Genomic DNA, 25,053 nt, shown 5'->3' on the forward strand with positions numbered 1-25,053 from the left:
CCCGTTCCACTTCTTTTCATCTCGTCAGATGACTTCTTCTTCCGAAACCGCCACCCTGTTGCTGGAAAGCTTCCCCGAACTGGGGGCGGAACTGCAGGTGCCGGCCACGCGCCAGAGCCTGTACCGGCAGCTGAGCTGCTTTGCCACCTTCACCCGCGAAGCCGCCGAGGCCGGCCAGCTGGCCCTGCTCAAGCGCTGCTTCGAGGTAGCCGACCGCCTGCTGCGCCAGGGCGACGCCTACCTGGCCCGCGCCATCGAAAACGTGTACCTGCACTGCCTGCACCTCGATGGCAGCACCTACGGCAACCAGCTGGCCCGCCAACTCATGCCCAGCCGCCTCTACCAGACCTATCACTATCCGCACACCACCATGCTGCCCTAGGGCCGCTGCTTTTTCGCTTTGCCAATGGCTCCGCTCCTGATGATTCCCGTGCTCACGGCCGCCGGCCTGGCCGGTTTCTGGCTCTTCTCCAAGTCCGTCGATTTCTTCGACCAGATCTAACCCCGTCGCGCCATGATGGTCACCCTGTTTTTCCTCTCCCTCGCCACGTTCGGCTACCTCTGCTACGTGCTGCTGCGCCCGGAGAAATTCTAATTCTGTTGCCCGTTACCCGTTGCCCGTTGTCAGGTCGTTCGACGATTGACAACTGGTAACTGGCAACCGGCAACCGGCAACTCAACCAAGATGAACAACGAACTACTCAGCATCGGCGGAATCTACCTCATCACGCTGGTGCTGGCCCTGCCGCTGGGCGCGTATCTGGCCCGGGTGTTCCGGGGCGAAAAGAACCTGCTCGACTTCATGCGGCCCGTCGAGAATGGCATCTACCGGCTCTCAGGCATTGATGCCCGCCGCGAGATGACGTGGCAGCAGCACATGGTGGCGCTGCTCACCATCAACCTAGTGTGGTTCCTGCTGGCCATGCTAGTGCTGTGCACCCAGGGCAGCCTGCCGCTCAACCCCGACGGCAACCCTTCGATGTCGCCCGACCTGGCCTTCAACACGGCCATTTCCTTCCTGGTGAACTGCAACCTGCAGCACTACTCCGGCGAGTCGGGCCTGTCGTATCTCTCCCAGATTGTGGTGATTACCTTCCTACAGTTTGTGAGTGCCGCCACCGGCATTGCGGCGGCCGTGGTGGTGTTCAACGCCCTCCAGACGCGCACCACCGAGAAGCTGGGCAACTTCTACGACTACTTCGTGAAGAGCCTCACCCGCCTGTTGCTGCCCGGTTCGCTGCTGATTGCCCTCATCCTGGCCTTCAACGGCACGCCCATGACGCTGCAGGGCAAGCAGGAGCTGATTTCTTTGCAGGGCGATTCGGTGGCCGTGAGCCGCGGGCCGGTGGCCGCCATGGTGGCCATTAAGGAGCTGGGCACCAACGGGGGCGGGTTTTACGGGGCCAACTCGGCTCATCCGCTCGAAAACCCCAACTTTATCACCAACGCCGTCGAGAACATTGCCCTGGTGATTATCCCGATTGCCATGGTGTTTGCGCTGGGCTTCTACCTAAAGCGCCGCAAGCTGGCCTACATGATTTTTGGGGTGATGACCGTGGGCTTCGTGGCCCTGCTGGCTCCCACGGTGTACTACGAGATGCACGGCAACCCCGCCATTTCCAAACTCGGCGTCGATCAGGCGCTGGGGGCCATGGAGGGCAAAGAAATCCGCCTCGGGGCGGCGGCTTCGGCCTACTGGAGCATCACCAACACCATCATCAGCTGCGGCTCGGTGAACTCCATGCACGACTCGTTTATGCCGATTTCGGGCATGAGCCAGATGCTGGGCATGATGACCAACGCCTTCTACGGCGGCTGCGGGGTGGGTTTGCTCAACTTCTTCGCCTACCTCATCATTGCCGTGTTCATTGCCGGCCTGATGGTGGGCCGCACGCCCGAGCTGCTGGGCAAGAAGATTGAGGCCCGCGAGATGAAAATTGCCGTCATCGTGACGCTGCTGCACCCGCTGCTGATTCTGGCGGGCACGGCCCTCACGGCTCACCTCTACGCCGGCAACCCCACCGAGTACGCCGGCTGGCTGGCCAACCCCGGCTACCACGGCTTCTCCGAAATCCTCTATGAGTTCACCTCCGCCTCGGCCAACAACGGCTCCGGCTTCGAAGGCCTCGGCGACAACACGCCCTGGTGGAACATCAGCACCGGCGTGGTGCTGCTGCTGGCCCGCTTCCTGCCCATTGTGGGCCCGGTAGCCATTGCCGGCCTGCTGGCCCGCAAGAAGTACGTGCCCGAAAGCGCCGGCACCCTGCCTGCCGACACGGCCACCTTCGGGGTGATGGTGCTGGCCGTCATCGTCATCATTGCCGCCCTGGCCTTCTTCCCGGCCCTGGCCCTGGGCCCCCTGGCCGAGCATTTCTCGCTGTACTAATCTGCTTTAGAGCTTAGAGGTGAGAGCTGAGAACCTAGCTCTCGCCCATTGCCAAGCTCTCACTTCTAAGCTCTGAGTTCTAAAATCTCATGTCAACTAAATCTCAATCTCTCTTTCAACCCGCGCTGGTGTCGGAGGCCGTGAAACAGGCGTTCGTGAAGCTCGACCCGCGCATCATGTTCCGCAACCCGGTGATGTTCACCGTGGAAATCGGGACGGTGGTGATGCTGCTCGTGACGCTGGGGCTGCTGGTGAAGCCCGATGCCGCCCAGGGCTCGTTCGGCTACAACTTCACCGTGTTTGTGGTGCTGTTCCTGACGCTGCTGTTCGCCAACTTCGCCGAGGCCATTGCCGAGGCCCGCGGCAAGGCCCAGGCCGAAAGCCTGCGCAAAACCCGGGAGGAAACGCCCGCCCGCGTGCTCGATGCCAACGGCCAGGAGTCGTCGGTTTCTTCGTCGCAGCTCCAGAAAGGCCAGATTTTCCTGGTGGAAGCCGGCGAAATCATCCCCACTGATGGCGAAATCATCGAGGGCCTGGCTACCATTGATGAGTCGGCCATTACGGGCGAGTCGGCCCCGGTGATTCGGGAGGCCGGCGGGGACAAATCCTCCGTGACGGGCGGGACCAAGGTGCTGTCGGACCGCATTAAGGTGGTGGTGACGACGGCCCCCGGCGAGTCGTTCCTGGACAAGATGATTGCCCTGGTGGAAGGCGCGTCGCGGCAGAAAACGCCCAACGAAATTGCCCTCACCATTCTGCTGGCCGGGTTTACGCTGGTGTTCGTGCTGGTGTGCGTGACGCTGGCCCCGTTTGCCGAGTACTCCAATACGCCCATTGCCATTTCGGCCTTCATTGCCCTGTTCGTGTGTCTGATTCCGACCACCATCGGCGGGCTGCTCTCGGCCATCGGCATTGCGGGCATGGACCGCGCCCTGCGCGCCAACGTCATCACCAAAAGCGGCAAAGCCGTGGAAACGGCCGGCGACATCGACGTGCTGCTGCTCGATAAAACCGGCACCATCACCATCGGCAACCGCAAAGCCACCCACTTCTGGCCCGCGCCCGGCATCACGGAGGCTCAGATGGTAGAGGCTGCTACCCTGGCCTCGCTCACCGACGAAACGCCCGAGGGCAAGAGCATTGTGGAGCTGGCCGGCGAAACCCGCCGCTCCGACGTGGCCGGCCTGCGCACTCGCCTTCAAGGAGCCGAGCTGATTAAGTTCACGGCCGAAACCCGCAGCTCGGGCGTGACGCTGCCCGACGGCACCCGCCTGCGCAAGGGCGCTTCCGACGCCATCCGGCAGCTGGCCGCCCGCGCCAACCAGCCTTTCCCCCAGGAAACCACCCAGCGCGTGGAAGCCATTGCCAGCAACGGCGGCACCCCCCTGGTGGTCAGCCAGAACGACCAGGTGCTGGGCGTGGTGGAGCTGCAGGACATCATCAAGCCCGGCATTCAGGAGCGGTTTGAGCGCCTGCGCAAAATGGGCATCAAAACGGTGATGGTAACCGGCGACAACCCGCTCACGGCCAAGTTTATTGCTGAAAAAGCCGGCGTGGATGACTTCATTGCCGAGGCCAAGCCCGAGGACAAAATGCAGTACATCCGCCGCGAGCAGCAACAAGGCAAGCTGGTAGCCATGATGGGCGACGGCACCAACGACGCCCCCGCCCTGGCCCAGGCCGACGTGGGAGTGGCCATGAACTCGGGCACCCAGGCCGCCAAAGAGGCCGGCAACATGGTGGACCTCGACAACGACCCCACCAAGCTCATTGAGGTGGTGGAAATCGGGAAGCAGCTGCTCATGACGCGCGGCACGCTCACCACCTTCAGCATTGCCAACGACGTGGCCAAGTACTTCGCCATTGTGCCCGCGCTGTTCATGGTGGCCATTCCGGCCCTGGGCGCGCTCAACATCATGAGCCTGAAGTCGCCGCAGTCGGCCATCCTCTCGGCCGTTATTTTCAACGCCGTAATTATTCCGCTGCTGGTGCCGCTGGCGCTGCGCGGGGTAGCCTACAAGCCCATCGGGGCCTCGGCCCTGCTGCGCCGCAACCTGCTGGTGTACGGCCTGGGCGGCGTCATCGTCCCCTTCATCGGCATCAAGGTGATTGACCTGGTGGTAGGACTGTTTTTGTAGAAATCAGAAAGAAAAATCCCCTCCTCAGATGAGGAGGGGACGCGGCGGCGCAGCCGACGCTGGGGTGGTTGACCCGCGTGCTGATGTTGTTTACCGGAACGACTTAACTCCGAATCCTTCAACGAATCAACCACCCCTAGCCCCTCCTTTCCAAAGAGGGGAACTAGCTCTAGACTTAGCTTTTTAGCTCCCTTTTCCATGAAACAGAACCTGCTTCCCGCATTCCGCCTGACCCTTGTGCTGCTGGTGGTATGCTGCCTGATTTACCCCGCTTTGGTGTGGGCCGGCGCTCAGCTGGCCCCGGCCGGCGGGCAGGGCGAAACCATCAGCCACAAGGGCCGCGTGGTGGGCTACGATAACGTGGGCCAGAACTTCACCCGGCCCGAGTACTTCCAGGGCCGCCCCTCGGCCGTGGACTACAACGCCGCCGGCTCGGCCGGCTCCAACAAAGGCCCCAGCAACCCCGATTACCTAGCCACCGTGCAGGTCCGCCTCGATACGTTTCTGGTGCAGAACCCCGGCGTAACCAAGGCCCAGGTGCCGGCCGAGCTGCTCACCGCCTCCGGCTCCGGCCTCGACCCGCACCTCTCGCCGGCCGCCGCCGCCGTGCAGGTGGGCCGCGTGGCCAAAGCCCGCAACCTCGATGCTGCCAAGGTGCAGGCCCTGGTGACGGAGCACACCCAGCACAGCGCCTTCGGCCCCGACCGGGTGAACGTGCTGCGCCTGAACGCGGCCCTCGACGCCCTGCAGAACCGCTAGCCGGTGGCTGCTTCCGCGCACCGGGCCCGCGCCCATTATCGGCTGCGGGCCCACCGGCACCGCGGCCGCCGCTTCCGCCCCGGCTACACTCTGCTGGCTCTGGCGCTGCTGTGGCTACTGCTGCAACTGGTAGCCTGAGGCAGTAGCGCGAACTGTGTAGTTCGCGTCCCCGCGCCGTTGCAACGATTGTCGTTCTGGGGCGCGAACTACACAGTTCGCGCTACTACCTCCCGGCTCGTTTTCGTTGCTTTACATCCTCAATTCTGTATTACTTCCCCGCCATCCGCCTGATCAAAAATCGTCAGGTTCCCCCTCTCCCCGTGGCTTCGCGCATCAAGCGAACCGGGGGCCGGGGGGTGAGGTTCCTCGGCCTTCTTTCTCTCCCAATGAAACCACTGGTTCTTTTTACCGCTACGGCACTGCTCACGGCTTCGGCTGCTATGGCCCAAACCACGCCCGATTCCACAGCAGCTGCGGCGGATCCGGCCAATCCGCTGACTACCTACGGGTTTGTGGATGGCTACTACGGCTATGATTTCAAGCACGCGGCCACCAACCAGCGGCCCGGCTTCCTGTACTCGCACAACCGCCAGAACGAGTTTACGGTGAACAACGCCGTTATCGGCCTGCGCTACGACAACGGGCAGGTGCGCGGGGCCCTGGGCCTGCACGCGGGCACCTACGTATCGGCCAACTACGCGGCCGAGGACCAGGTGCTCAAGCATCTGTACGAAGCCTACGCGGGCTTCCGGCCCTTCCAAAAAGCCTGGCTCGACGTGGGTATTTTCGGCTCGCACATCGGGTTTGAGTCGGCCCTGAGCAAGGACAACTGGACGCTGACCCGCTCCCTGATGGCCGAAAACTCGCCGTACTACGAAGCCGGGGCGCGGCTGACCTACGAGGTGGCCCCGAAGCTGACGCTGACCGGGCTGGTACTCAACGGCTGGCAGAACATCCGCGAAAACAACCAGGCCAAGGCCCTGGGTACCCAGATTCAGTGGAAACCCACCGATAAGCTGCTCATCAACAGCAGCACTTTTTACGGCAATGAGCAGCCCCAGGACTCGGTGCGCCGCCGCCGCTACTTCCACGATTTCTACGTGAGCTACGCCGCCACCGACCGCCTCAGCCTGGCTTTGGTGTTCGACGTGGGCAAGCAGGAAAGCGAGCAGCGCGGCGGCAAGGCCGATACCTGGCACACCGGCGCGGCCTTCGTGCGCTACAAGCTGGCCGATAAGTGGACCGCCGCCGCCCGCGCCGAGTACTACAACGCCGACCGGGGCGTCATCATCAGCACCATTTCGCCGGTAGCCGCCGCCACCGATTTCAAGGTGCAGGCCGCCTCGCTCAACCTCGACTACGCGCCCACCAGCAACGTGACGTTCCGGGTAGAAGGCCGCACCTTCCACGGCCGCCAGCCCTTCCTGACGGACCGCAACGGCAACCCCACGCGCAACTACGGCAACCTCACCAGCAGCATCGCGCTGTCGTTTTAGAGTACTCAGCCAGCACGACAACATAGCACGTCATTCCGAGCAGCGCGAGGAATCTCGCGTGCTGACGTTGCCAAGCTACCTGTCATGCTGAGCGTAGCCGAAGCATCTCTCCCGCTTCGTTGAGCTACCATTTCAAGAGTCAGCACGCGAGATTCCTCGCGCTGCTCGGAATGACGTTCTACCGAAGCGGTAGAGATGCTTCGACTGCGCTCAGCATGACGTTCTAACATTCCCTTCGACCATGTCAACTCCAGCCAACGACGACCAACAGCGCGACCAATCGGCCGAGCGGTTTCTGCGGCTGGTGCAGCAGCGGCGGCGCGGGCGGCTGAAGGTGTACCTGGGGCTGGCCGCCGGCGTGGGCAAAACCTACCGCCTGCTGCAGGAGGCCCACGATCTGCGCGCCCACGGCGTGGATGTGGTGCTGGGCTACGTGGAAACCCACGGCCGCCCCGGCACCGTGGCCCAGCTCCGCGACCTGCCCACCGTGCCGCGCAAGCACATATTCTACAAGGGCCGCATGCTGGAGGAGCTGGACGTGCAGGGCATTCTGCAGCGCCGGCCCTCGGTGGTGGTGGTGGATGAGCTGGCCCACACCAACGTACCCGGCTCCGAAAACGAAAAACGCTGGCAGGACGTGGAGCAGCTGGTGCGGGCCGGTATTTCGGTGCTTACGGCCGTCAATATTCAGCACCTCGAAAGCCTGCACGACCAAGTGCTGCGCATCACCGGCACCGACGTGACGGAACGCGTGCCCGACCAGGTGCTGAAGCAGGCCGATGAAGTGGTGAACGTGGACCTGACCGTGGGCGAGCTGCGCGCCCGCCTGGAGGAAGGCAAAATCTACGACGCGGCCAAGGTGCCCACGGCTTTGCAGAACTTCTTTCAGGCCGAAAACCTGCTGCAGTTGCGCCAGCTGGCCGTGCGCGAAACCGCCAACCTCATCAGCCGCCAGATTGAAACCGACGGCGGCGGGGCCGCGCCCGTGGCCCCCGAGCGCCGCAACCAGGACCGGCTGCTGGCCTGCATCAACGCCAACGCCCCCGCCGCCCGGGAAATCATCCGCAAAACCAGCCGCCTCGCCGACCGCCTCTCGGCCGCCTCCTGGGCCGTGCTCTACGTGCAGACGCCCCGCGAATCGGCCGACCGCATCAACCTGGCTACCCAGCGCCACCTGCTCAATAACCTGCAGCTCACCACTGAGCTGGGCGGCCAGATTCTGCGCGTGAAGGCCACCGACGCGGTGCCCGAAATCCTGCGCGTGGCCCAGGAAAAAGGCGTCACGCTGCTGATTTGCGGCGTAACCAGCGAGAAAAGCTGGTGGCAGCGCCTGCTGCGCCCCGGCGTCACGCGCCGCCTCATCCGCGCCGTAGCCCGCTCTCCGCTGGACGTGGACGTGTTTTTGGTGAGTTATTGATGTAGCGCGAAGCTAGAAACTAGCTCCCCTCCTCAGATGAGGAGGGGTTGGGGGTGGTTGATTCTCCCAGAACGGTTTTAGAGCTAGTTTTTTAATAGATGTTCAACGATTGTCAACCACCCCCAACCCCTCCTTTCCAAGGAGGGGAGCTAGTTTCTAGCCCTGATACTGCCCGCCCATGAACCTCAAAACCAAAATCACCCTGGCCTTCGTCACCATGCTGCTGCTGCTGCTGGGCGTGAGTGCGTTTACCCTGTTCTCGCTCAACCGCCTTGACCGCACGGCGCGCAACGTGCTGCAGGACAATTTCTACTCCGTAGAGCTGGGTCAGCGCATGCTGCGCGCCCTCGACAGCGTGCAGACCGCGCCGCCCGTGGCATTGTCCAGCTTCCGGGAGGCTCTCACCCGCGAGGCCGGCAACGTGACGGAAGTGGGTGAGCAGGCGGTGGTAGACAGCCTCACCGCCACGCTGGCCCGCTACGAGCGGCTGCCCCAGGCCGCTACCGCCGCCCGGCTCCGCACGCTCACCTACCGCATGATTGACCTGAACACCCAGGCCCTCACCCGCAAAAACGAAGCCGCCAACCGAACCGCCACCCAGCAGCAGCGCTACGTGCTGGCGTTGCTCACCTTCGCGCTGCTGACCTCCCTGCTATTCGTACTGAGCGTGCCCGAGGCGGCCGTGGGGGGCCTGCGCAAGCTCACGGCCAGCATCGAAAACGCCACTAATCAGGATTATTCGTCCTCCATTCCGGTGGAAAGCCACGACGAGTTTGGCACCGTGGCGCGGGCTTTCAACCGCATGCTGGTGCAGCTGCAGGACTACCGCACCTCCACGCTGGCCCAGCTGATGGCCGAGCGCAACCGCGCCGCCAGCATCGTGAACAACCTCGATGAGGGCCTGCTACTGGTGGATGAGCACCGCCGGGTGCTGCTGGTGAACCCCGTAGCCGCCGAGCTGCTGGGCCAGCCCGCCGCCGGACTGCTGGGCCAGCCGGCCGACGAAGTAGCCCGCCACAACGACCTGTTCCGGGAACTGCTGCGCCACCTCGATACGCCCGCCGCCCAGCGCCCCCAGGAGGCTGCCCCGGTGCTCACCCTGGCCCGCAACGGCGAGGAAGTGTACTACCGCGTAGCCGTGAACGACGTCATCAGCTTCAACGAGGCGCTGGATAAGATGGAATTCGTGGGCTCTATCCTCACCCTGCACAACGTGTCGGAGTTCAAGAAGCTGGATCAGGCCAAGTCGAACTTCCTGGCTACCGTGTCGCACGAGCTGAAAACGCCGCTGTCCAGCATCAATTTCAGCCTGAAGCTGCTGCAGAATGGCAAAGTGGGCTCCGTAAACGAGGAGCAGCAGCGGATTCTGGCCACCATCAAGCAGGAAAACCAGCGGCTACTGAAGCTGGTGGGCGAGCTGATTGACGTGTCGAGGCTGGAATCGGGCAACATCCAGCTCAACTTCCAGCCCACCCAGGTGCGCGACATCGTGCAGTTCGCGGCCGATACCATCCAGCTCCAGCTCCAGCCCAAGCAGCTCACCCTCGACATCCAGGTGCCCGCCGAGCTGCCCCCCGTGCGCGCTGACATCGAGAAAACCACCTGGGTGCTGCTGAACCTGCTGGCCAACGGCATCCGCTACTCGCCCGAGCAGGGACAGCTGCACATCCGGGCGGCGTTGGCTGCGGGTGGGCAGCAGGTGGAGGTGCTGGTGCAGGACCACGGCCCCGGCATTGCGCCCCAATACCAGGAAAAGATCTTCCAGCGCTTTGTGCAGATTCCCGATAAAACCGGCTACCGGGGCGGCTCGGGTTTAGGCCTGAGCATTGCCCGCGAGTTTATCGGCAGCCAGGGCGGGCAGCTGTGGGTGGAAAGCGAACTGGGCAGCGGCAGCACCTTCCGGTTCACGCTGCCAGTGGCGGGGTGAAAAGTCAAAAAAACAAGCTCAACAGCGTGTAAACAAGATTTGGGGTTTATCCGGCGGCTGGTTGACGGCTCGCGTACAAGCAAATACGAAGCCCCAATAATGGGGCATCCGTTTACTACCAGACCTCCTGTACTATGAAACTTTCCTTGCTTGCTGCCGCCGCGTTGCTATTCACTGCTACCGCCGCCACTGCTCAAATTTCACCTTCTGAGCCCCAGCGGGGCGGAACGCTCAATCAGACCACCGTGCAGCCGCAGAATCCGGCTAACCCCACTACCAATCCTGGTAACCTCGACCAGCGTACTCCTACTTCCACTAACCCTACGCAAACCGTACCCGGCACCATCGACCAGCGGCCTACTACGTCGCCTATGGTAACGCCCGGTGGGGTGCGCCGTGCCACTCAGCCTACTACGGCTCCCAGCCGCACCACTACTAACGGCCGCCGCGTGAGAACTGTACGCGGTACCTCCACCACGCCAATGGGTACCACTCCCGCCGGGACCACCACTCCGGCCGGTACTATTCGTCCGTAACGCAAGATAATACCACATAAAAAGGCCGCTCCGTATCATACGGAGCGGCCTTTTTATGTGACGCGGAGTAGGTGGGTTAGCGGCTTTGTTCCAACTGCCCGCCAGCCTTCAGCAGCGTATCCGACAGGCTCGACAGACCGCTACGGACTTCGTCAGGAGCCGTGCGTACAATTTCGGCGGTTTGCGCGCCCAGCATGCTCAGAGAACGGCCAATGGCCTGCGCGTCGAGGCCCGCGTCGCCGGCGCTGAGCAAGGATTGTAAGTTGCCCAGCTCGCGGCCAATATCCTGCAGAGCCGGCTCGCCGCTTTGTAACAGGTGCTGCTGCCAGGTTTCGGTGTTGTCCATTGCCCCGCTGAGGGGAATGCCCGTCAGGCCGTTGCTGAGAGAGTGATTAGTGGCATTCAGCAGATCAGAGAATATCATCGGAAGGGGAGAAGTAAGTGAAGACAAGCGGTGTGGCTTATCGGAGGGCTGTACGGCAGGGAAGCGCCAGGGGTTGAACTTTACTGTGCTGCAGGCAACGACACCGCCAGTCGGCCCACGTCACGCAGAATACCGCAGGCCCGGCCGGCGCTGGCTTCCTTGTCCTTTATTTCCAGCATGATATCCACGTCTAGGTCACCTAACTCGGGCAGAAAGGCCCGGAATAGGTCTTCCTCCATGCTGGCCGTGTGCTTGCCTTTCCGCTCACCGTGGGCCTGCGAGCTGTAGTCCATCATCATCACCCCATCGCGCGCAGGATGCCAGGTGGCGGCAGCCAGGCGCAGGGCTTCGGCCATTGGCTCGCCGTGGTTGAGGCACTCGTGGTGGAAGTTGTCGAACAAGATGGGGATGCCCACGGCCTGATGCACGCGCAGGCAGTCCTGCAGGCTGAATAGCCGGTCGTCGTTTTCGATGACGAGGCGGGCGCGCACGGCCTCGGGCAACTGCCGATAGGTGGCAATAAAGCGGCTGATAGCTAGGTCCCGGTCGCCGTAGAGGCCGCCCACGTGAATCTGGAGCTTGTGGGTGCTGTCGAGGCCCATCAGGTCCAGCATTGAGCCCTGGTACACTAGCTCCTGCACGCTACGCTCCACAATACCGGCATCGGGTGAGTTCAGCACCACAAACTGGTCGGGGTGGAAGGAGATGCGCATGTCGTGGGCTTTCACGAAGTCGCCCACCTGCCGGAACTCTGCCGCAAAGCGCGTCTGCCAGGGAAAGGTGTTGATGGGGTGGGAGCCAAACGGCACCACCCCCGAGCCAATCCGGAAAAACAGCAGCTGCCTCTCCACGTTCCAGGCCAGAATTCGCAGCAAGCAGCGCAGGTTGTTTCCCACGGCCAACTCTACCCGCTCGTCAGAATAAGAAGCCAGCCGGAATGTGCTGGTCGTGGTGCAGTCCAGGGATTCGTTTACGCAAGGATATCCAATCTTCATACCCCGGTATACGGTGATTTAGTGATTTAGTGAGTCGGTGATTTTGCCGTTCTGCAGGCATTTTTACTGCAAATTGAACGGCAAACTCACTGGATCGACTTACTAAATCACCATTATTCCACCTCGTAGCCGCGGTTGTCCTTGAAGTTCTTGTTGTAGCGGCGGCGGTTCAGGCGGTCCAGCTCGGCGGCTTTGGCGGCGGCTTCTTCTTTGTTGATTTCCTCCATTTTGCGGCGCTGCTTGCCCTCGCGCGAGAACTGCTCATAGAGTAAACTCACGGGGCTGGCCAGCGTGGGAACTGGAGCCTTGGGCGCGGCCGAATCGACGGGGAACAGGGGTTTGGGCGCGGGCGGGCGCTTAACGGCGCTGGTAGGAGCCGTGCTGGGCCGCTTAATATTGCGCAAAGCCCGGTTGATAACGGCGCGGTCGGGGCGGCCTTCCGTGATTCGAACCTCGCCTAGCTGCACGGTGTCCTGCACCAGTTTGATCTGCACGATGAGCTGAGAAAGGCCGGTGCCGCCCAGCGGCAGGCGCTGCGCCTTGAAACCCACGGCCCGGAAAATGAGCGTGTCGGTATTGTTGGCCGTGATGCTGAAGTCGCCCTCGGCGGTGGCAGTGGTGCCCAGGCGGGTGCGCTGCACAATAACGGAGGCCCCCGGAATGGGCCGGCGGTTGCTGGCATCCGACACGCTGCCGGTTACCCGCAGCTGGGCCGTGGCGGCTCCGGCCAGCAGTAGCAAAACCAGCAGCCACCCGGCGCGCAACAAACCCATAGGCAAACGAAAAGGCATCATCAGATAGCAAACTAACGCACCACGGCCGGAGAAAGCCAATTAAAACCGATCAGGCCCCCGGCATTATCGACGCAGCCACGCCGGAAGGAGACAAAAAGAGCCCGCACCGTTGCAGGTGCGGGCTCTTTGGTTGTAAGCAAATTCGCGGCCGGATTAGATCGGCCAGCCAAACAGCTTACTTGATGACGGATTTGTCGCCTTCTTCCGGTTTCATTTTTACGGTGCCGTCGTCGCCGTCCATCTTCATTTTGTTGCCTTCGGCGTCCTTGATTTTTACGTCGCCGTCGGCCTTTACTTTTACCTTCGAGCCGTCACCCATCTCAGCCGAGGAAGCCGATGCGTCAGCGCTGCTCATATCGGAAGTCGCCATGTTGGAATCGTCCTCCATGTAGCGGTCTTCCATGTAGTCTGTACGGCTCGACTCATAGGCCGAGTACTGCGTGGGGTCGGTGAAAATGGTTTTCATCTCCGTGTCGGTGTCGGTGTATACGCCCTGCATGGCGGCGGCCATACCTACGGTGTCGGTGGCATACTTCGTCTGGAGTTCAGCAATGCGCTGGCCGCGCGTCACGTACGCCGTCCGGATTTTGGTACGGGTGGCGTCGTCGAATTTCATTTTGGCAGCCATATCTGCCGCAATCCGGTCGGCGCGGCGCTCAATGGCTTCGGGCGTGTAGGCCGTCTGCGCCGTGGTAGTGGTTGTGGTAGTGGTTGTGCCGTCGGCCGAGGTAGTGGTTTCGGCGGTTTTATTTTCCGAGCATGAGGCCGTCATAAATGCAGCCGCAGCCGAAAGGATTAACAGGGTCTTTTTCATGGCGTTGAGAGAAGGTAAAGGGAGAGAAGAGGATGGGAAAAATGTAATGCGACCTATACGGAGTGCAAGCGCGGCCGGTTACCGACGGGGCAAACAAAAGCCCGCTGCGGTAATCCGCAACGGGCTCAGGTAGGATGCAGAACGTTAGTGGCTTACCCCCGGCGCAACTCAAACACGGTAATTTCGGGCAGGAAGCCCACCCGGCCGTGGTAGCCGATAAAGCCCAGCCCGGCATTCACGTAGAGGTACTGCTTGCCGCGCTGGTACAAACCGGCCCACTGCTTGTAGGCATACTGCACCGGGCTCCACTTCAGAAACGACAGGTTCACACCGAACTGCATGCCATGGGTATGGCCCGCCAGCATTAGGTCAATGTCGTCATACTGATGTACCTGTCCGTCCCAGTGCGAAGGGTCGTGCGAAAGCAGGATTTTGAAGGGTGCGGCAGCATCAGCAGCGGCGTGAGCCTGGGCCAGCTTGCCGTACTGCGTAAATCCCCGGGCCCCCCAGTTCTGCACGCCCAGAATGACAATCTTCTCGCCGTTGCGCTCCACCGTACGGGCCTCGTCCAGCAGCAGCTCCCAGCCAATTTTGGCGTGATTCTGCTTCAGCCGCGCTAAGTTGGCCTCCCACAAAGAACGATCCTCCTTGAATTCAGGCACGTAGTCGCCGTAGTCGTGGTTGCCGAGCACGGAGTAGATGGGCAGCTTCGATTGGATGCCAGCCAGCGTGTCGATGTGCTCTTCTACCTCAGTGGCGTAGTTGTTCACTAGGTCACCGGTCATGAAAATCTGGTCGGCCTGCTGCTCGTTGATGAGCTGCACAGCCCGCTGCAACGGCTCTTTGGAGTGGAAGGAGCCTGTGTGCAGATCAGAAATCTGAAGCAGCTTAAACCCATCGAAGGAGGCCGGCAGGTTGGGAAAGCGCAGCGTCACGCGGCGCACGGTGTAATCGGTGCCGCCCTTGGCCATGCCCCATAGCAGCGACACGAACGGAATGGCGCCCAGCACCAGAGCGGCCTTGCTCAGAAACTCACTGCGCGAGATGCCCGCGCCGCTGGGCGTGCCGGCGGTCCGGGTGCCGCTCTGGAAAGCCCAGCGGGCCAGCCGCGTGAGGTCTTCCAGCAGTAGTGGAATCAGAATGACGATTTTGGCCGCAATCATGGCCAGCAGTAGCCCACCCAGGTAGGACTTAAAGGAGGCATGTTCCTGGCGGTTGCGCATGGCCCAGAATCCGAGGACCCAAATCAGCACCGAAACGCCCCAGTACAGAGTGGCCGTTAGCCGGCGGGTACTGGAGTCAGCATGTTGAAAAATGGTGCGAAATGCCTGGTAGCCATACCACTCGGCCACGGCTATCAAGCCGAAAAAGAAAACGAGAAATGAGGGGTTGCGCATAGAGAAAGTACAAACCAGCGGGCCGTAAAGTAGTTCGGGGCCGGTTGCTACGGGAAAAGACGTGGTTGCGGAGTTTTTGCTTTAAATTCCGGAGCTAACAACAACGGTGCCCTATGCAAGAGTTTGACAATCTGACGGAAAATATGCCAGTGCAGGCTCCCGAATCGGCAGCCGTTCCTTATGAAACGCCCGCTTCGTTCGGTATCAAGAGCTGGGCCGAAGAAGACCGGCCGCGCGAAAAACTGATGCAGAAGGGCCGCGCCGCCCTATCAGATGCCGAACTGCTGGCCATTCTGCTGGGTTCAGGTACGGCCAAACTCTCGGCCGTGGATGTAGCCAAGCTGGTACTCAGCGCCGCTCAGAATGACCTGAACGCCCTGGCCCGCTTTTCCCTGAAGGAGCTGATGCGCCAAAAGGGAATAGGGGAAGCCAAAGCCATTACCATTGTGGCGGCCCTGGAGCTGGGCCGCCGCCGCAAAGAGGCCGATGCGCCCGCCCGTGCTACCATCACCTGCTCCCGCGACATTTACCGCGTGGTACGTCCCTACCTGCAGGACTTGCCCCACGAGGAGTTCTGGGTGGTGCTGCTGAACCGGGCCAACGTGGTAATGCGCACCGTGAGCATCAGCCGCGGCGGCGTGGCCGGCACCGTCGCCGACCCCAAGCTCATCTTCAAGGAAGCTTTGGAGCAACTGGCCAGCAGCGTAATTCTGGTGCATAACCACCCCAGCGGCAATAAGAACCCCTCCGCCGCCGACATTGCTCTCACCCGCAAGCTCAAGGAAGCCGGTCAGTTCCTGGATTTGCCCATCCTCGACCACCTCATCTACACCGACAACGGCTACTACAGCTTCGCCGATGAAAGTATGCTGTGAGGGGAAGCAGAAGCTGCACGTTACTTTTGCGCTATGCGCTTAAATCCCAAACTACTCATTGCCCTCGGTTTACTACTCGTCTTCGGCTACTTCGTGCAGGACTTGGTGCTGGGCAGCGACCAGTACGCCGCCCAGTTGCGCAAAGCCCGCGAGGCCAAGGACAACGGTTTCCGTCGGGCCGAAGACTCGCCCCTGAGCACCGAGCAGCGCCAGACCTTCGACAGCCTCAAGTACTTCGTTCCCGATAAAGCCTACCGCTTCGACGCCCAGCTGGAGCAGTTTTCCCAGCGCGACACCGTAGAAATGCCCCTCACCGATGGCAAGGCCGATAAGTACCTGCGCTGGGGCCGGGCCAGCTTCCTGTTCAACAAGCAGGAGTACAAGCTGACCCTGTTCCTGAAAGCCGACGGCCAAGATACTACGCTGTTCGTGCCCTTCACCGACCGCACCAACGGCTTTGCCACCTACGGCGGCGGCCGCTACCTCGACGCACCCCTGCCCGCCGCCGGCGACACGGAAGTAATCCTCGACTTCAACGAGGCCTACAACCCCTACTGCGCCTACGCCGACGGCTTCGCCTGTCCCGTCCCGCCCGCCGACAACCGCCTGACCGTGGAAATCAAGGCCGGGGAAAAAGCCTTCAAGTAGCGGTACGCCGCCAACAACTGTTATTCCTCGCTCCGCTCGGAATGACACACGCGGCTATTTCGGCCCGTTTTCCGCCGCCCCGCCGAATCCGTACCTTTGTAGTCAGTTGGTTGCTCGCGGCCAGTTACCAACACAATCCTGACAACTGACCACGAGCAACCAACTGACAACTCGCAACTCGTAACTGATGAAAATATCCCTCGACTGGCTCCGCACGCTCATTCCTACCGATAAACCCGCCGAGGAGATTGGCAAGCTGCTCACCGGCTCCGGGCTGGAGGTAGAAGGCATTGAGGAGCTGGAAAGTGTGCCCGGCGGCCTGCGCGGCGTGGTGCTGGGCACCGTACTCACCCGCGAAAAGCACCCCGACGCCGACAAGCTCAGCGTTACTACCGTGGACGTGGGCGACGGCACCATCCGCCAGATTGTGTGCGGCGCCCCCAACGTAGCCGCCGGCCAGCGCGTGGTAGTGGCCCTCGACGGGGCCGTGCTGCACCCTTCCGAAGGCGAGCCGTTCAAAATCAAGAAGTCCAAAATCCGGGGCCTGGCCTCCGAGGGCATGATCTGCGCCGAGGACGAAATCGGCTTGGGCCAGTCGCACGCCGGCATTATGGTCCTGACCACCGACCTGCCCAACGGTACGCCTGCCGCCGAGTACTTCGGCTTGGGTTCTGATTCGGTATTCGAAATCGGCCTGACCCCGAACCGCGCCGACGCCGCCTCGCACTACGGCGTGGCCCGCGAGCTGCGCGCCCTGCTGCGCCATCCCTGCCACCTGCCCGATATCAGCGACTTCCACGCCCCGGCGGCGGCCGCGCCCATCAGCGTAACCATCGAAGACGCCGCCGCGGCCCCGCGCTACGCCGGTTTGCTGCTTGAAAACGTGCAAGTAGGCCCCTCGCCCGAGTGGCTGCAGCGCCGCCTGCGCAGCATCGGCCTTTCGCCAATCAATAACGTGGTGGATGTGACCAACTTCGTGCTGCACGAGTTGGGCCAGCCCCTACATGCCTTCGACGCTGACCAGATCAGCGGCAACCAGATACGCGTGAAGCGGGCCGCCGAAGGGGAGAAGTTCACCACCCTCGACGGTACCGAGCGCACTCTGCGCGTTGAGGACTTAGTTATTGCCGATGCCCACGGCACGCCGATGGCGCTGGCGGGCGTGTTTGGGGGCAAAACCTCAGGCGTGAACGAGGCCACTACCCGCGTGTTCCTAGAAAGCGCCTACTTCGCGCCGGCCGTGGTGCGCAAAACCGGCCAGACCCACCAGCTCAAAACCGATGCCTCCTTCCGGTTTGAGCGGGGCACCGACCCCAATATGGTGCTCATGGGATTGAAGCGGGCAGCTTTGCTGTTGCAGGAAGTGGCTGGCGCCACCGTGGCCGCGCCCGTGGTAGACGAGTACCCCGCGCACATCGGCCACGCAGCCGTGCGCCTGCGTCTGCCCCGCGTGGAGAAGCTGGTGGGCCAGTTCATTGCCCCCGAGCGCATCCGCCAGATCCTCACCGACCTCGACATCCTCATCTCGGAAGAGCTGACCGACGAAGCCGGTCACGCCGAGTGGATGCTGTCGGTGCCACCGCATAAAGTGGACGTGACCCGCGAGGCCGATGTGATTGAGGAAATCCTGCGCATCTATGGCTACAACCATGTGGCTTTGCGTCCGCATAACTCGGCTTCTTACCTGGCCCAGTTTCCCAACCCCGACCCCGAAATCATCCGCCAGAATACGGCCCGGCTGCTCAGCGGCCAGGGCTTCTCGGAAATCATTACCAATTCCATCACCAACTCGCTCTACTTCGAGAAGGAAGGGGAGACGGATGAAACACTGGTGCGCCTGCTCAACTTCAATAGCGCCGAGCTGAACGTGATGCGCCCCAGCCTGCTGCCCAGCGGCCTGGAGGTAATCCGCCATAACGTGAACCGCCGCCAGCGCGACCTGAAGCTGTACGAGTTCGGCAAAGCCTACCGCCAGAAGGCCGGCGGCCAGTACGAAGAGCACAACAAGCTGGTCATTTACCTCACCGGCAACACCGCCGCCGAAACCTGGCAGCAGAAGTCGGACAAGAGCAGCTTCCACCAGCTGGCCGGCGCGGTGCAGCAGGTACTAGCCTCGCTGGGCTTCCCGCAGCCTACTTCGCAGCCGGTGCAGCACCCGTACCTAGCCGGCGGCCTCACGCTGCTGGCCCAAAACCAGCCGGTAGCCCAACTGGGCGCGGTATCAACGGCCATCCTGAAGCGCCTCGACGTGAGCCAGCCGGTGTGGTACGCCGAGCTGGACTGGGACTGGCTGATGCGCAAGTACAAAAACGCGCTAGTAGCCCGCGAATTACCCAAGTTCCCGGAAGTGCGCCGCGACCTGTCGTTGGTGGTTGATAAAACCGTGACCTTCGACCAACTCCAGCAGATTGCCCGTCGCACCGAGAAGAAACTCCTGCAGCAGGTGAACGTGTTCGACGTGTACGAGGGCGAGAATCTGGGCCAGGGCAAGAAGTCGTACTCCGTAAGCTTCCTGCTCCAAGACCCCACCCAGACGCTCACCGACCAAGCCATCGACTCCGTGATGAACCGCCTCATCCAGCAGTTCGAGCAGCAGGCCGGCGCTGTAATTCGCAGGTAAATTGGTTTTTGGTTGGTGGTTTTTGGTTATTGGCTTGCTGACCACAGACTACCGTATGTCATTCCGAGCTTGCCGAGGAATCTCGCGTGCTGGCGTTTAGGTTACTATTGCAACATCAGCACGCGAGATTCCTCGGCAAGCTTGGAATGACGTGCTGATAAAAAACCACCAACCAAAAACGAATAACCAAAAACCAAAAAATGGCCTCCACCCAGCAGCTTGCGCAACTCGACCGCCTGGAGCGGCAGGTGACGACCTTAGTGACTGCCTATCAGCAGTTGCGCGAGGAGCTGGCCGATTCGCAAACCACCATTCAGCAGCTGCAGGCCGACGTGCGCGACCGGGAGCGGCAGCTGAAGGATTTCCAGAATCAGGAGAATATCACTAAACTTGTCAATACCATAGCCGGGGAACCGGCCAATGTCAACGAGCTGAAACTTCGCCTCAACGAATACATCCGAGAAATAGATAAGTGCCTTGCCTATTTGAGGGAGTAACCACCACCACCCCAACCCCACCGACCACTGGCTGCTGATGTCCGATTTATCCATCAAAATCCGCGTTGCCGACCGGGATTACCCTATGCGGGTAAGCCCCGAGGACGAGGAACGCCTGCGCCTGGCAGGCCGGCTGCTAAACGAGCGGCTGAAGGAATTTCGGGAACAGTACGGCATTCAGGATAAGCAGGATCTGCTGGCCATGATTGCATTATCAACAATGGCTGACCGCCTCAAGGTCAGCAAGGAAAAGGACGGAACCGATGCGGCCCTGACCGAGCGCCTCGCGCGCTTGGACACGCTGTTGTCGGGAATGGTGCTGGTGTAGCCGAGAGCGGCTTGCCGCAACGCGAAGTAGCAGCCCGAGCAGGGCGGGGTAATCGGCCCCGCTGCCTGCGCGGGCATTGGCGTTTCTACGGAGCTATGGGTTTCTTCCTTCCTTTAACCCCCCTCTATAGCTCATGTCCGAAACTCTTTATATTGTCCTGGCTGCCGTGCTTGCCCTTGTGGTGGGCGTGGTACTAGGGCGCCAGCTGGCTGGTAAAGCCCGGCAGGACCATGAAGCCGACGCCAAAGCCCGCGCCCAGCAGCTGCTGGCCGAGGCCGAAGCCCAGGCCACCCGCACCCGCGACGAGCGGATTCAGCAGTCGAAAGATAAATTCCGCACCCTCAAGCAGGAATTCGAGCAGGAAAGCCGCCGCCAAAAGCAGGCCCTCGATCAGGAGTTGACCGAGCGCCGGGCCGCCGTGGTGGAGCAGGAGCAGAGCATCAAGCAGCTCAGCCTGACCACCCAGAAGCAGCTGGAAACCATTCAGCGTAAGGAAAAAGACCTGGATGCCACCCGCGAAAAAGTGGAGCTGCAGGCCCAGCAGCAGCGCGAGAAGCTGGAAGCCCAGGAGGAAAAGCGCCGCGCTACCCTCGAAAATCAGTTGGCCAAACTGGAGCAGCGCGAGCAGGAAGTAGAGCAGGAGCTGGAGGAAACCCGCCAGAGCCTCAGCGAGAAAATCCAGCTGGTAACCACCCAGCTCGAAACCATTTCGGGCCTCACGGCCGCCGAAGCCCGCGAGCAGCTGGTGGAAAGCCTCAAGAACGAAGCCCAGATCCAGGCCAGCTCCTACATCAAGGACGTGGTGGCCCAGGCCAAGCTCACGGCCACTAAGGACGCCAAGAAAGTAGTGCTGGAAACCATTCAGCGCACCGCCGCCGAGCACGCCATTGAAAACTGCGTGAGCATTTTCAACATCGAGTCGGACGACGTGAAGGGCAAGATCATCGGCCGCGAGGGTCGCAACATCCGGGCCCTGGAAGCCGCTACCGGCGTCGAAATCATCGTGGATGATACGCCCGAGGCCATCATCATTTCAGGCTTTGACCCCGTGCGCCGCGAGGTGGCCCGCCTGAGCCTGCACCTGCTGGTGAAGGACGGCCGGATTCACCCGGCCCGCATCGAGGAGATTGTGGCCAAAACCCGCAAGAACATCGATGAGGAAATCGTGGAAATCGGGGAGAAAACCATCATCGACCTGGGCATTCACGGCCTGCACCCCGAGCTGATCAAGATGGTGGGCCGTATGCGCTTCCGCAGCTCATACGGTCAAAACCTGCTCCAGCATAGCCGCGAAGTGGCTAACCTCTGCGCCACCATGGCCGCTGAAATGGGACTTGACGTGAAAAAAGCCAAGCGAGCTGGCCTGCTCCACGACATCGGGAAAGTAAGCACCGAGGAGCCCGAGCTACCCCACGCCATCCTGGGTATGGAGATGGCCAAGAAGTACAAGGAGCACCCCGACGTGGTCAACGCCATCGGTGCCCACCACGACGAGATGGAAATGACGGCCATGATTTCGCCCCTGGTGCAGGCCTGCGACGCCATTTCTGGCTCGCGTCCCGGTGCCCGCCGCGAGATGATGGAGAGCTATATCAAGCGTCTCAAGCAGCTGGAAGAAACCGCCAACGGCTTCAAGGGCGTCAACCAGTGCTTCGCCATCCAGGCCGGCCGCGAGCTGCGCGTGATGGTAGACGCCGAGAACGTAACCGATGAGCGAGCCCAGGAGTTGAGCTACGAAATCTCGCAGAAAATCGAGAAGGAGATGCAGTATCCCGGCCAGATCAAAATCACCGTTATCCGCGAAATGCGCGCCGTGGCCTACGCCAAGTAGTACGATACTTCCTCAACGTAAAACCGCCCCCGTAGCTTTGGCTGCGGGGGCGGTTTTGCTATTAGGGCTGCAACGTTTGCGCTGCTTGGCAACTCTGGTTTAGTGAGTACTACTAACAAGGAGAATTTATGGATCGATTCATACGCTCTATAACTGTATCAGGCAGTGTGATGGTGATACTAACAGGCTGCTCCTTGTATGCCCCATTACAACCCAGTGCCCCGCTAATTCATATCAAGGGCGAAGCCGAGGTAGTGGCCAGCGGCTACTTCAGCGGCCGAGTAGAGGGCTCAGCTGCGTACTCACCACTGAAATATGTGGTGGTAAGAGCAGCTGGGGGCCTGAAAACCAATGGCACTGATTCCCTGTACTACCGCATCCGGCAACTGGAATCTAGCATAGGTACGTACCGTCGTTTGGGCGATGGCTGGCTGCTAGGAGCCATGATGGGTTATGGCTTGGGTAAGGGCGGCGCACGGTATTATGATGACTTCCAGAAAGCCTTGCCGGATTCTGTTCCGTTGCGCCTGTACCGTTATAGCTTTCGCAAGCCCCACGTAGAAGCTTACGTCAGCCACCAGTCCCGGTGGACAACTGTTGGAGCAAGTTGCCGCTTTTCGCAGGTACGGTTTGCCAACTTCACGGATCGGGGTCAGCCAGTGCCATTGCACCGGATGTCTCGCCTGGAGCCGTCAGTCTTTCTGCGGTTGGGTGGGGCTGATGTGCTGCCCTGGCTGCAAGGACAGGTAGTGCTCAGTCTTTCAATGGCCGCCGGAGGGCGCACGCATTCACCCGACAAGGCTATATATGCCATGAAGATGGAGCCCGCCTTTACCTCTTTCGGTTTCGTAATTTACCCGCATCGGTTCAAGGAGTAGCTTTCCTATGCCGCCTTCACCAGCTTGGCAAACAGATTATTCAGCGCTTCAGCCCATGTTGGGTGGGCAAACACGGTATTCTGTAGATCGTCGCAGGTGAGGCCGCCGGCCATGGCCAGCTGAATCATTGACATGATTTCGCCGCCCTGCTCGCAGAAGATGGTGGCCCCGATGATGTGGCTTTTTTCGTCTACCAGTACCTTCATGAAACCGGTGGTGAAGCCCGTTTCCTGGGCCCGGCCCACTACGCGCACCGGCATGGTGGCCACGCGGTACTCCAGTTTTTCGTGGCGGGCCTGCTTTTCGCTGAGCCCGATGCGGCCCAGCTGGGGCTGGGTGAACACCACGTAGGGCAGCGGACGGGCTTTGGCTGAACGGCGCTTGCGGTGCAGAATATTGTCGCGCACCACGCGGTAGTCGTCGTAGGCCAGATGGGTGAACTGGGGGCCGGGATGCACATCACCGAGGGCGTAGATACCGCGCACATTGGTCTGCAGCCGCTCATTGACTAGCACGTAGCCTTTCTCGTCGGTTTCTACGCCGGTGGTTTCCAGGCCCAGGTCGTCGGTGTTGGGCTCCCGGCCCACAGCCACCAGCAGGTGGGAGCCGCGCAGGCGTCGCTCTCCGGCAGACGTGCCGGCCGTGAGGGTGTACTCGCCGTCGGCGTTGCGCGACACGCGGCGCACCTCGGCTTCCAGCACAAACTCCACGCCGTCGGCTTCCAGCTGCGCACGCATGGCCTGGCATACGTCGTCGTCTTCGCGCTCCAGCAGGTTCTTGGCGGCGTCGATGATGGTGACGCGGCTGCCGAAGCGGCGAAACATCTGCCCGAACTCCAGCCCGATGTAGCCGCCGCCCAGAATCAGCAGGTGTTCGGGTAGCTGCTTGAGGTCGAGAATATCCACGTTGGTGAGGAAGCCGCTTTCGGTCAGGCCCTCGATGGGCGGTACGGCAGCCCGGGTGCCGGTATTGATGAAGATGAGCGGGGCCGTCAGCTCCTGCTCGCCCCCGGTATTCAGCTGCACGTGCAACACACGCGCACTGCGGAAGCGGGCATGGCCCATAAACACAGTAATGCCACTCTGCTCTTGGGTGAGATTGTCACGCACCCCGTCACGTTTTTGCTGGATGATGGCATCCTTACGTGCCACAATGGCGCGAAAATCTGGTTTCGGCGCGCTGGCTTTGACGCCGTAGTCGGCGGCGGTGGCAACCTGGTGGACTCGCTCAGCCGAAGACAGCAGAGCTTTTACCGGCGAGCAGCCGTAGTTAATGCAGGAGCCACCCAGCAGGTATTTTTCGATGACGGCTACCTTGCGGCCAGCTTTGGCCAACGCCGTGGCCAAGGGGTTGCCCGCCTGGCCGGAGCCGATAATGAGGACATCAAAACGAGTAGGACGGGGCATACGATGGGTAAATCAGGCAGCCGGACAGTAAGCCGCACCGGCTATACGGGAATTCATCCGGAACCGTCGGGCTAATACTGGCCCGATTGGCCGCTGCACAACGAAACCCGGCTGCCGACGTTCTGAGGCCAACTCCCTACCTTCCGCTGCCTATGCTGTACCTGCTTCGTCGCGTTGCGTTTCTGCTGTTTCTGCCGCTGCTGGCGGGCTGTTCATCGTTATACTTTCCGCCGCCGCCCCAGGTGCCGCTGCTCACGCAGAAGGGTGAGTGGAGCGGGGGTATTCATACCAACTTCAGCCAGAACACCGCCGTGCAGGGCGCCTACGCCGTCACCGACCACCTGGGGGTAATGGGCTCGGCTTCGTTTCTGCACACCGATAAAAAGAAGCGGGCCGAGGACCATGACTTCGGCGAACTGGGCCTGGGATACTACACCCGTCTGCGCGACTCCCGCGTGCTGGAAGTGTACGGAGGCTACGGCCTGGGCCGCACCAAGCGGGTGGAGCGTACGCCGGCCGAAGGCATCACCCGCACCCTCGAAGGCAGCCTCGATAAATACTTCGTGCAGGTCAACTATACCTCCAAGGACAAGAAAACCTACCACGTACTGGGCCGCGACTGGCCCGTGACCTACGGCACGGCCCTGCGCGCCAGTTACGTCACGCTCACCAATTTCCGTCTCGACGGCCAGGCCCAGGCACCCGAAGACAATGTATTCCTGGAGCCCATCACCTACACCCGCATCAATCTGGTTGGTCCGCTGGATTTTCAGCTTATCAGCGGCAGCAACTTCGGGCTGCGGCACCGCAAGTTTCTGAAAGCCGCCAACTCTGTGTTTCAGTTCGGGCTGGTGGTGAACGTGGGTGGGCAACAGGGGGGGAAGTAA

At 61.4% G+C, this 25,053-nt stretch carries 24 protein-coding genes; 18 read left to right on the forward strand and 6 right to left on the reverse strand.

Annotated features, from left to right (window positions below):
• Positions 1-28 precede the first annotated feature (28 nt).
• The 10 genes from HSW_RS04455 to HSW_RS04490 all read left to right on the forward strand — a co-directional run bounded on the left by HSW_RS04455 (position 29) and on the right by HSW_RS04490 (position 10,659).
• On the forward strand, positions 29-382 hold the full coding sequence (locus tag HSW_RS04455) for a DUF7674 family protein (RefSeq protein ID WP_052346111.1): 354 nt from the start codon (positions 29-31) through the stop codon (positions 380-382).
• A gap of 135 nt (positions 383-517) precedes the next feature.
• Positions 518-595: a K(+)-transporting ATPase subunit F gene (kdpF, locus tag HSW_RS25155; RefSeq protein ID WP_129922805.1), complete on the forward strand. Its 78-nt coding sequence runs from the start codon at positions 518-520 to the stop codon at positions 593-595.
• Positions 596-685: 90 nt separating this feature from the next.
• Positions 686-2,386: a potassium-transporting ATPase subunit KdpA gene (kdpA, locus tag HSW_RS04460; protein WP_044000987.1), complete on the forward strand. Its 1,701-nt coding sequence runs from the start codon at positions 686-688 to the stop codon at positions 2,384-2,386.
• Between the two features lie 89 nt (positions 2,387-2,475).
• Positions 2,476-4,524: a potassium-transporting ATPase subunit KdpB gene (kdpB, locus tag HSW_RS04465; protein ID WP_044000988.1), complete on the forward strand. Its 2,049-nt coding sequence runs from the start codon at positions 2,476-2,478 to the stop codon at positions 4,522-4,524.
• Between the two features lie 198 nt (positions 4,525-4,722).
• The gene (gene kdpC / locus HSW_RS04470; RefSeq protein WP_044000989.1) at positions 4,723-5,283 is read left to right on the forward strand and encodes a potassium-transporting ATPase subunit KdpC; all 561 of its coding nucleotides are present in this window, start codon (positions 4,723-4,725) and stop codon (positions 5,281-5,283) included.
• A gap of 3 nt (positions 5,284-5,286) precedes the next feature.
• Complete coding sequence (locus HSW_RS24935) at positions 5,287-5,421, forward strand: hypothetical protein (RefSeq protein WP_262489408.1); 135 nt, start codon at positions 5,287-5,289, stop codon at positions 5,419-5,421.
• 248 nt (positions 5,422-5,669) lie between these two features.
• Positions 5,670-6,779: a porin gene (locus HSW_RS04475; RefSeq protein WP_044000990.1), complete on the forward strand. Its 1,110-nt coding sequence runs from the start codon at positions 5,670-5,672 to the stop codon at positions 6,777-6,779.
• A 241-nt stretch (positions 6,780-7,020) separates the two neighbouring features.
• Positions 7,021-8,196: a histidine kinase gene (locus HSW_RS04480; RefSeq protein ID WP_044000991.1), complete on the forward strand. Its 1,176-nt coding sequence runs from the start codon at positions 7,021-7,023 to the stop codon at positions 8,194-8,196.
• A gap of 178 nt (positions 8,197-8,374) precedes the next feature.
• Positions 8,375-10,123 carry a HAMP domain-containing sensor histidine kinase gene (locus HSW_RS04485; RefSeq protein ID WP_044000992.1) on the forward strand — a complete coding sequence of 583 codons (1,749 nt, stop codon included), beginning with the start codon at positions 8,375-8,377 and terminating at the stop codon, positions 10,121-10,123.
• 134 nt (positions 10,124-10,257) lie between these two features.
• The gene (locus HSW_RS04490) at positions 10,258-10,659 is read left to right on the forward strand and encodes a hypothetical protein (RefSeq protein WP_044000993.1); all 402 of its coding nucleotides are present in this window, start codon (positions 10,258-10,260) and stop codon (positions 10,657-10,659) included.
• Between the two features lie 76 nt (positions 10,660-10,735).
• Here the strand turns inward: HSW_RS04490 and HSW_RS04495 are convergent, their stop codons facing one another.
• The 5 genes from HSW_RS04495 to HSW_RS04515 all read right to left on the reverse strand — a co-directional run bounded on the left by HSW_RS04495 (position 10,736) and on the right by HSW_RS04515 (position 15,083).
• Complete coding sequence (locus HSW_RS04495) at positions 10,736-11,083, reverse strand: hypothetical protein (RefSeq protein WP_044000994.1); 348 nt, start codon at positions 11,081-11,083, stop codon at positions 10,736-10,738.
• Positions 11,084-11,163: 80 nt separating this feature from the next.
• Positions 11,164-12,078, reverse strand: a complete 915-nt coding sequence (gene uvsE / locus HSW_RS04500) for a UV DNA damage repair endonuclease UvsE (protein ID WP_044000995.1) — start codon at positions 12,076-12,078, stop codon at positions 11,164-11,166.
• A 113-nt stretch (positions 12,079-12,191) separates the two neighbouring features.
• Positions 12,192-12,872 (reverse strand): carboxypeptidase-like regulatory domain-containing protein, encoded by a 681-nt coding sequence (locus HSW_RS04505; protein WP_081768250.1) that lies wholly within the window; start codon positions 12,870-12,872, stop codon positions 12,192-12,194.
• A gap of 175 nt (positions 12,873-13,047) precedes the next feature.
• Entirely contained in the window at positions 13,048-13,686 is a 639-nt protein-coding gene (locus HSW_RS04510; RefSeq protein WP_044000997.1) for a hypothetical protein, read from the reverse strand.
• Positions 13,687-13,838: 152 nt separating this feature from the next.
• Entirely contained in the window at positions 13,839-15,083 is a 1,245-nt protein-coding gene (locus HSW_RS04515; RefSeq protein ID WP_044000998.1) for a metallophosphoesterase, read from the reverse strand.
• A 143-nt stretch (positions 15,084-15,226) separates the two neighbouring features.
• On the opposite strand from HSW_RS04515, the gene radC reads away from it, so the two are divergent.
• The 7 genes from radC (at position 15,227) to HSW_RS04550 (ending at position 22,760) form a co-directional block, all read left to right on the forward strand.
• Positions 15,227-15,958: a RadC family protein gene (gene radC, locus HSW_RS04520; protein WP_044004115.1), complete on the forward strand. Its 732-nt coding sequence runs from the start codon at positions 15,227-15,229 to the stop codon at positions 15,956-15,958.
• 33 nt (positions 15,959-15,991) lie between these two features.
• Complete coding sequence (locus HSW_RS04525) at positions 15,992-16,606, forward strand: DUF1684 domain-containing protein (RefSeq protein WP_052346113.1); 615 nt, start codon at positions 15,992-15,994, stop codon at positions 16,604-16,606.
• 187 nt (positions 16,607-16,793) lie between these two features.
• The gene (gene pheT / locus HSW_RS04530) at positions 16,794-19,226 is read left to right on the forward strand and encodes a phenylalanine--tRNA ligase subunit beta (RefSeq protein WP_044000999.1); all 2,433 of its coding nucleotides are present in this window, start codon (positions 16,794-16,796) and stop codon (positions 19,224-19,226) included.
• A 200-nt stretch (positions 19,227-19,426) separates the two neighbouring features.
• Positions 19,427-19,723: a hypothetical protein gene (locus HSW_RS04535; protein ID WP_044001000.1), complete on the forward strand. Its 297-nt coding sequence runs from the start codon at positions 19,427-19,429 to the stop codon at positions 19,721-19,723.
• Positions 19,724-19,760: 37 nt separating this feature from the next.
• Positions 19,761-20,051 (forward strand): cell division protein ZapA, encoded by a 291-nt coding sequence (locus HSW_RS04540; protein ID WP_044001001.1) that lies wholly within the window; start codon positions 19,761-19,763, stop codon positions 20,049-20,051.
• 133 nt (positions 20,052-20,184) lie between these two features.
• Positions 20,185-21,882, forward strand: coding sequence for a ribonuclease Y (rny, locus tag HSW_RS04545; protein ID WP_044001002.1), 1,698 nt, complete (start codon positions 20,185-20,187; stop codon positions 21,880-21,882).
• A 128-nt stretch (positions 21,883-22,010) separates the two neighbouring features.
• A complete protein-coding gene (locus HSW_RS04550; protein WP_155832819.1) occupies positions 22,011-22,760 on the forward strand; it encodes a hypothetical protein in 750 nt (249 codons plus the stop codon).
• Positions 22,761-22,765: 5 nt separating this feature from the next.
• Here HSW_RS04550 and HSW_RS04555 read toward each other — a convergent pair whose 3' ends face one another.
• Positions 22,766-24,166, reverse strand: a complete 1,401-nt coding sequence (locus HSW_RS04555) for a mercuric reductase (protein ID WP_044001004.1) — start codon at positions 24,164-24,166, stop codon at positions 22,766-22,768.
• A 152-nt stretch (positions 24,167-24,318) separates the two neighbouring features.
• Between HSW_RS04555 and HSW_RS04560 the strand changes: the two genes are divergently transcribed.
• Entirely contained in the window at positions 24,319-25,053 is a 735-nt protein-coding gene (locus HSW_RS04560; RefSeq protein ID WP_044001005.1) for a porin family protein, read from the forward strand.

The organism is Hymenobacter swuensis DY53, assembly GCF_000576555.1.
Taxonomy (GTDB): domain Bacteria; phylum Bacteroidota; class Bacteroidia; order Cytophagales; family Hymenobacteraceae; genus Hymenobacter; species Hymenobacter swuensis.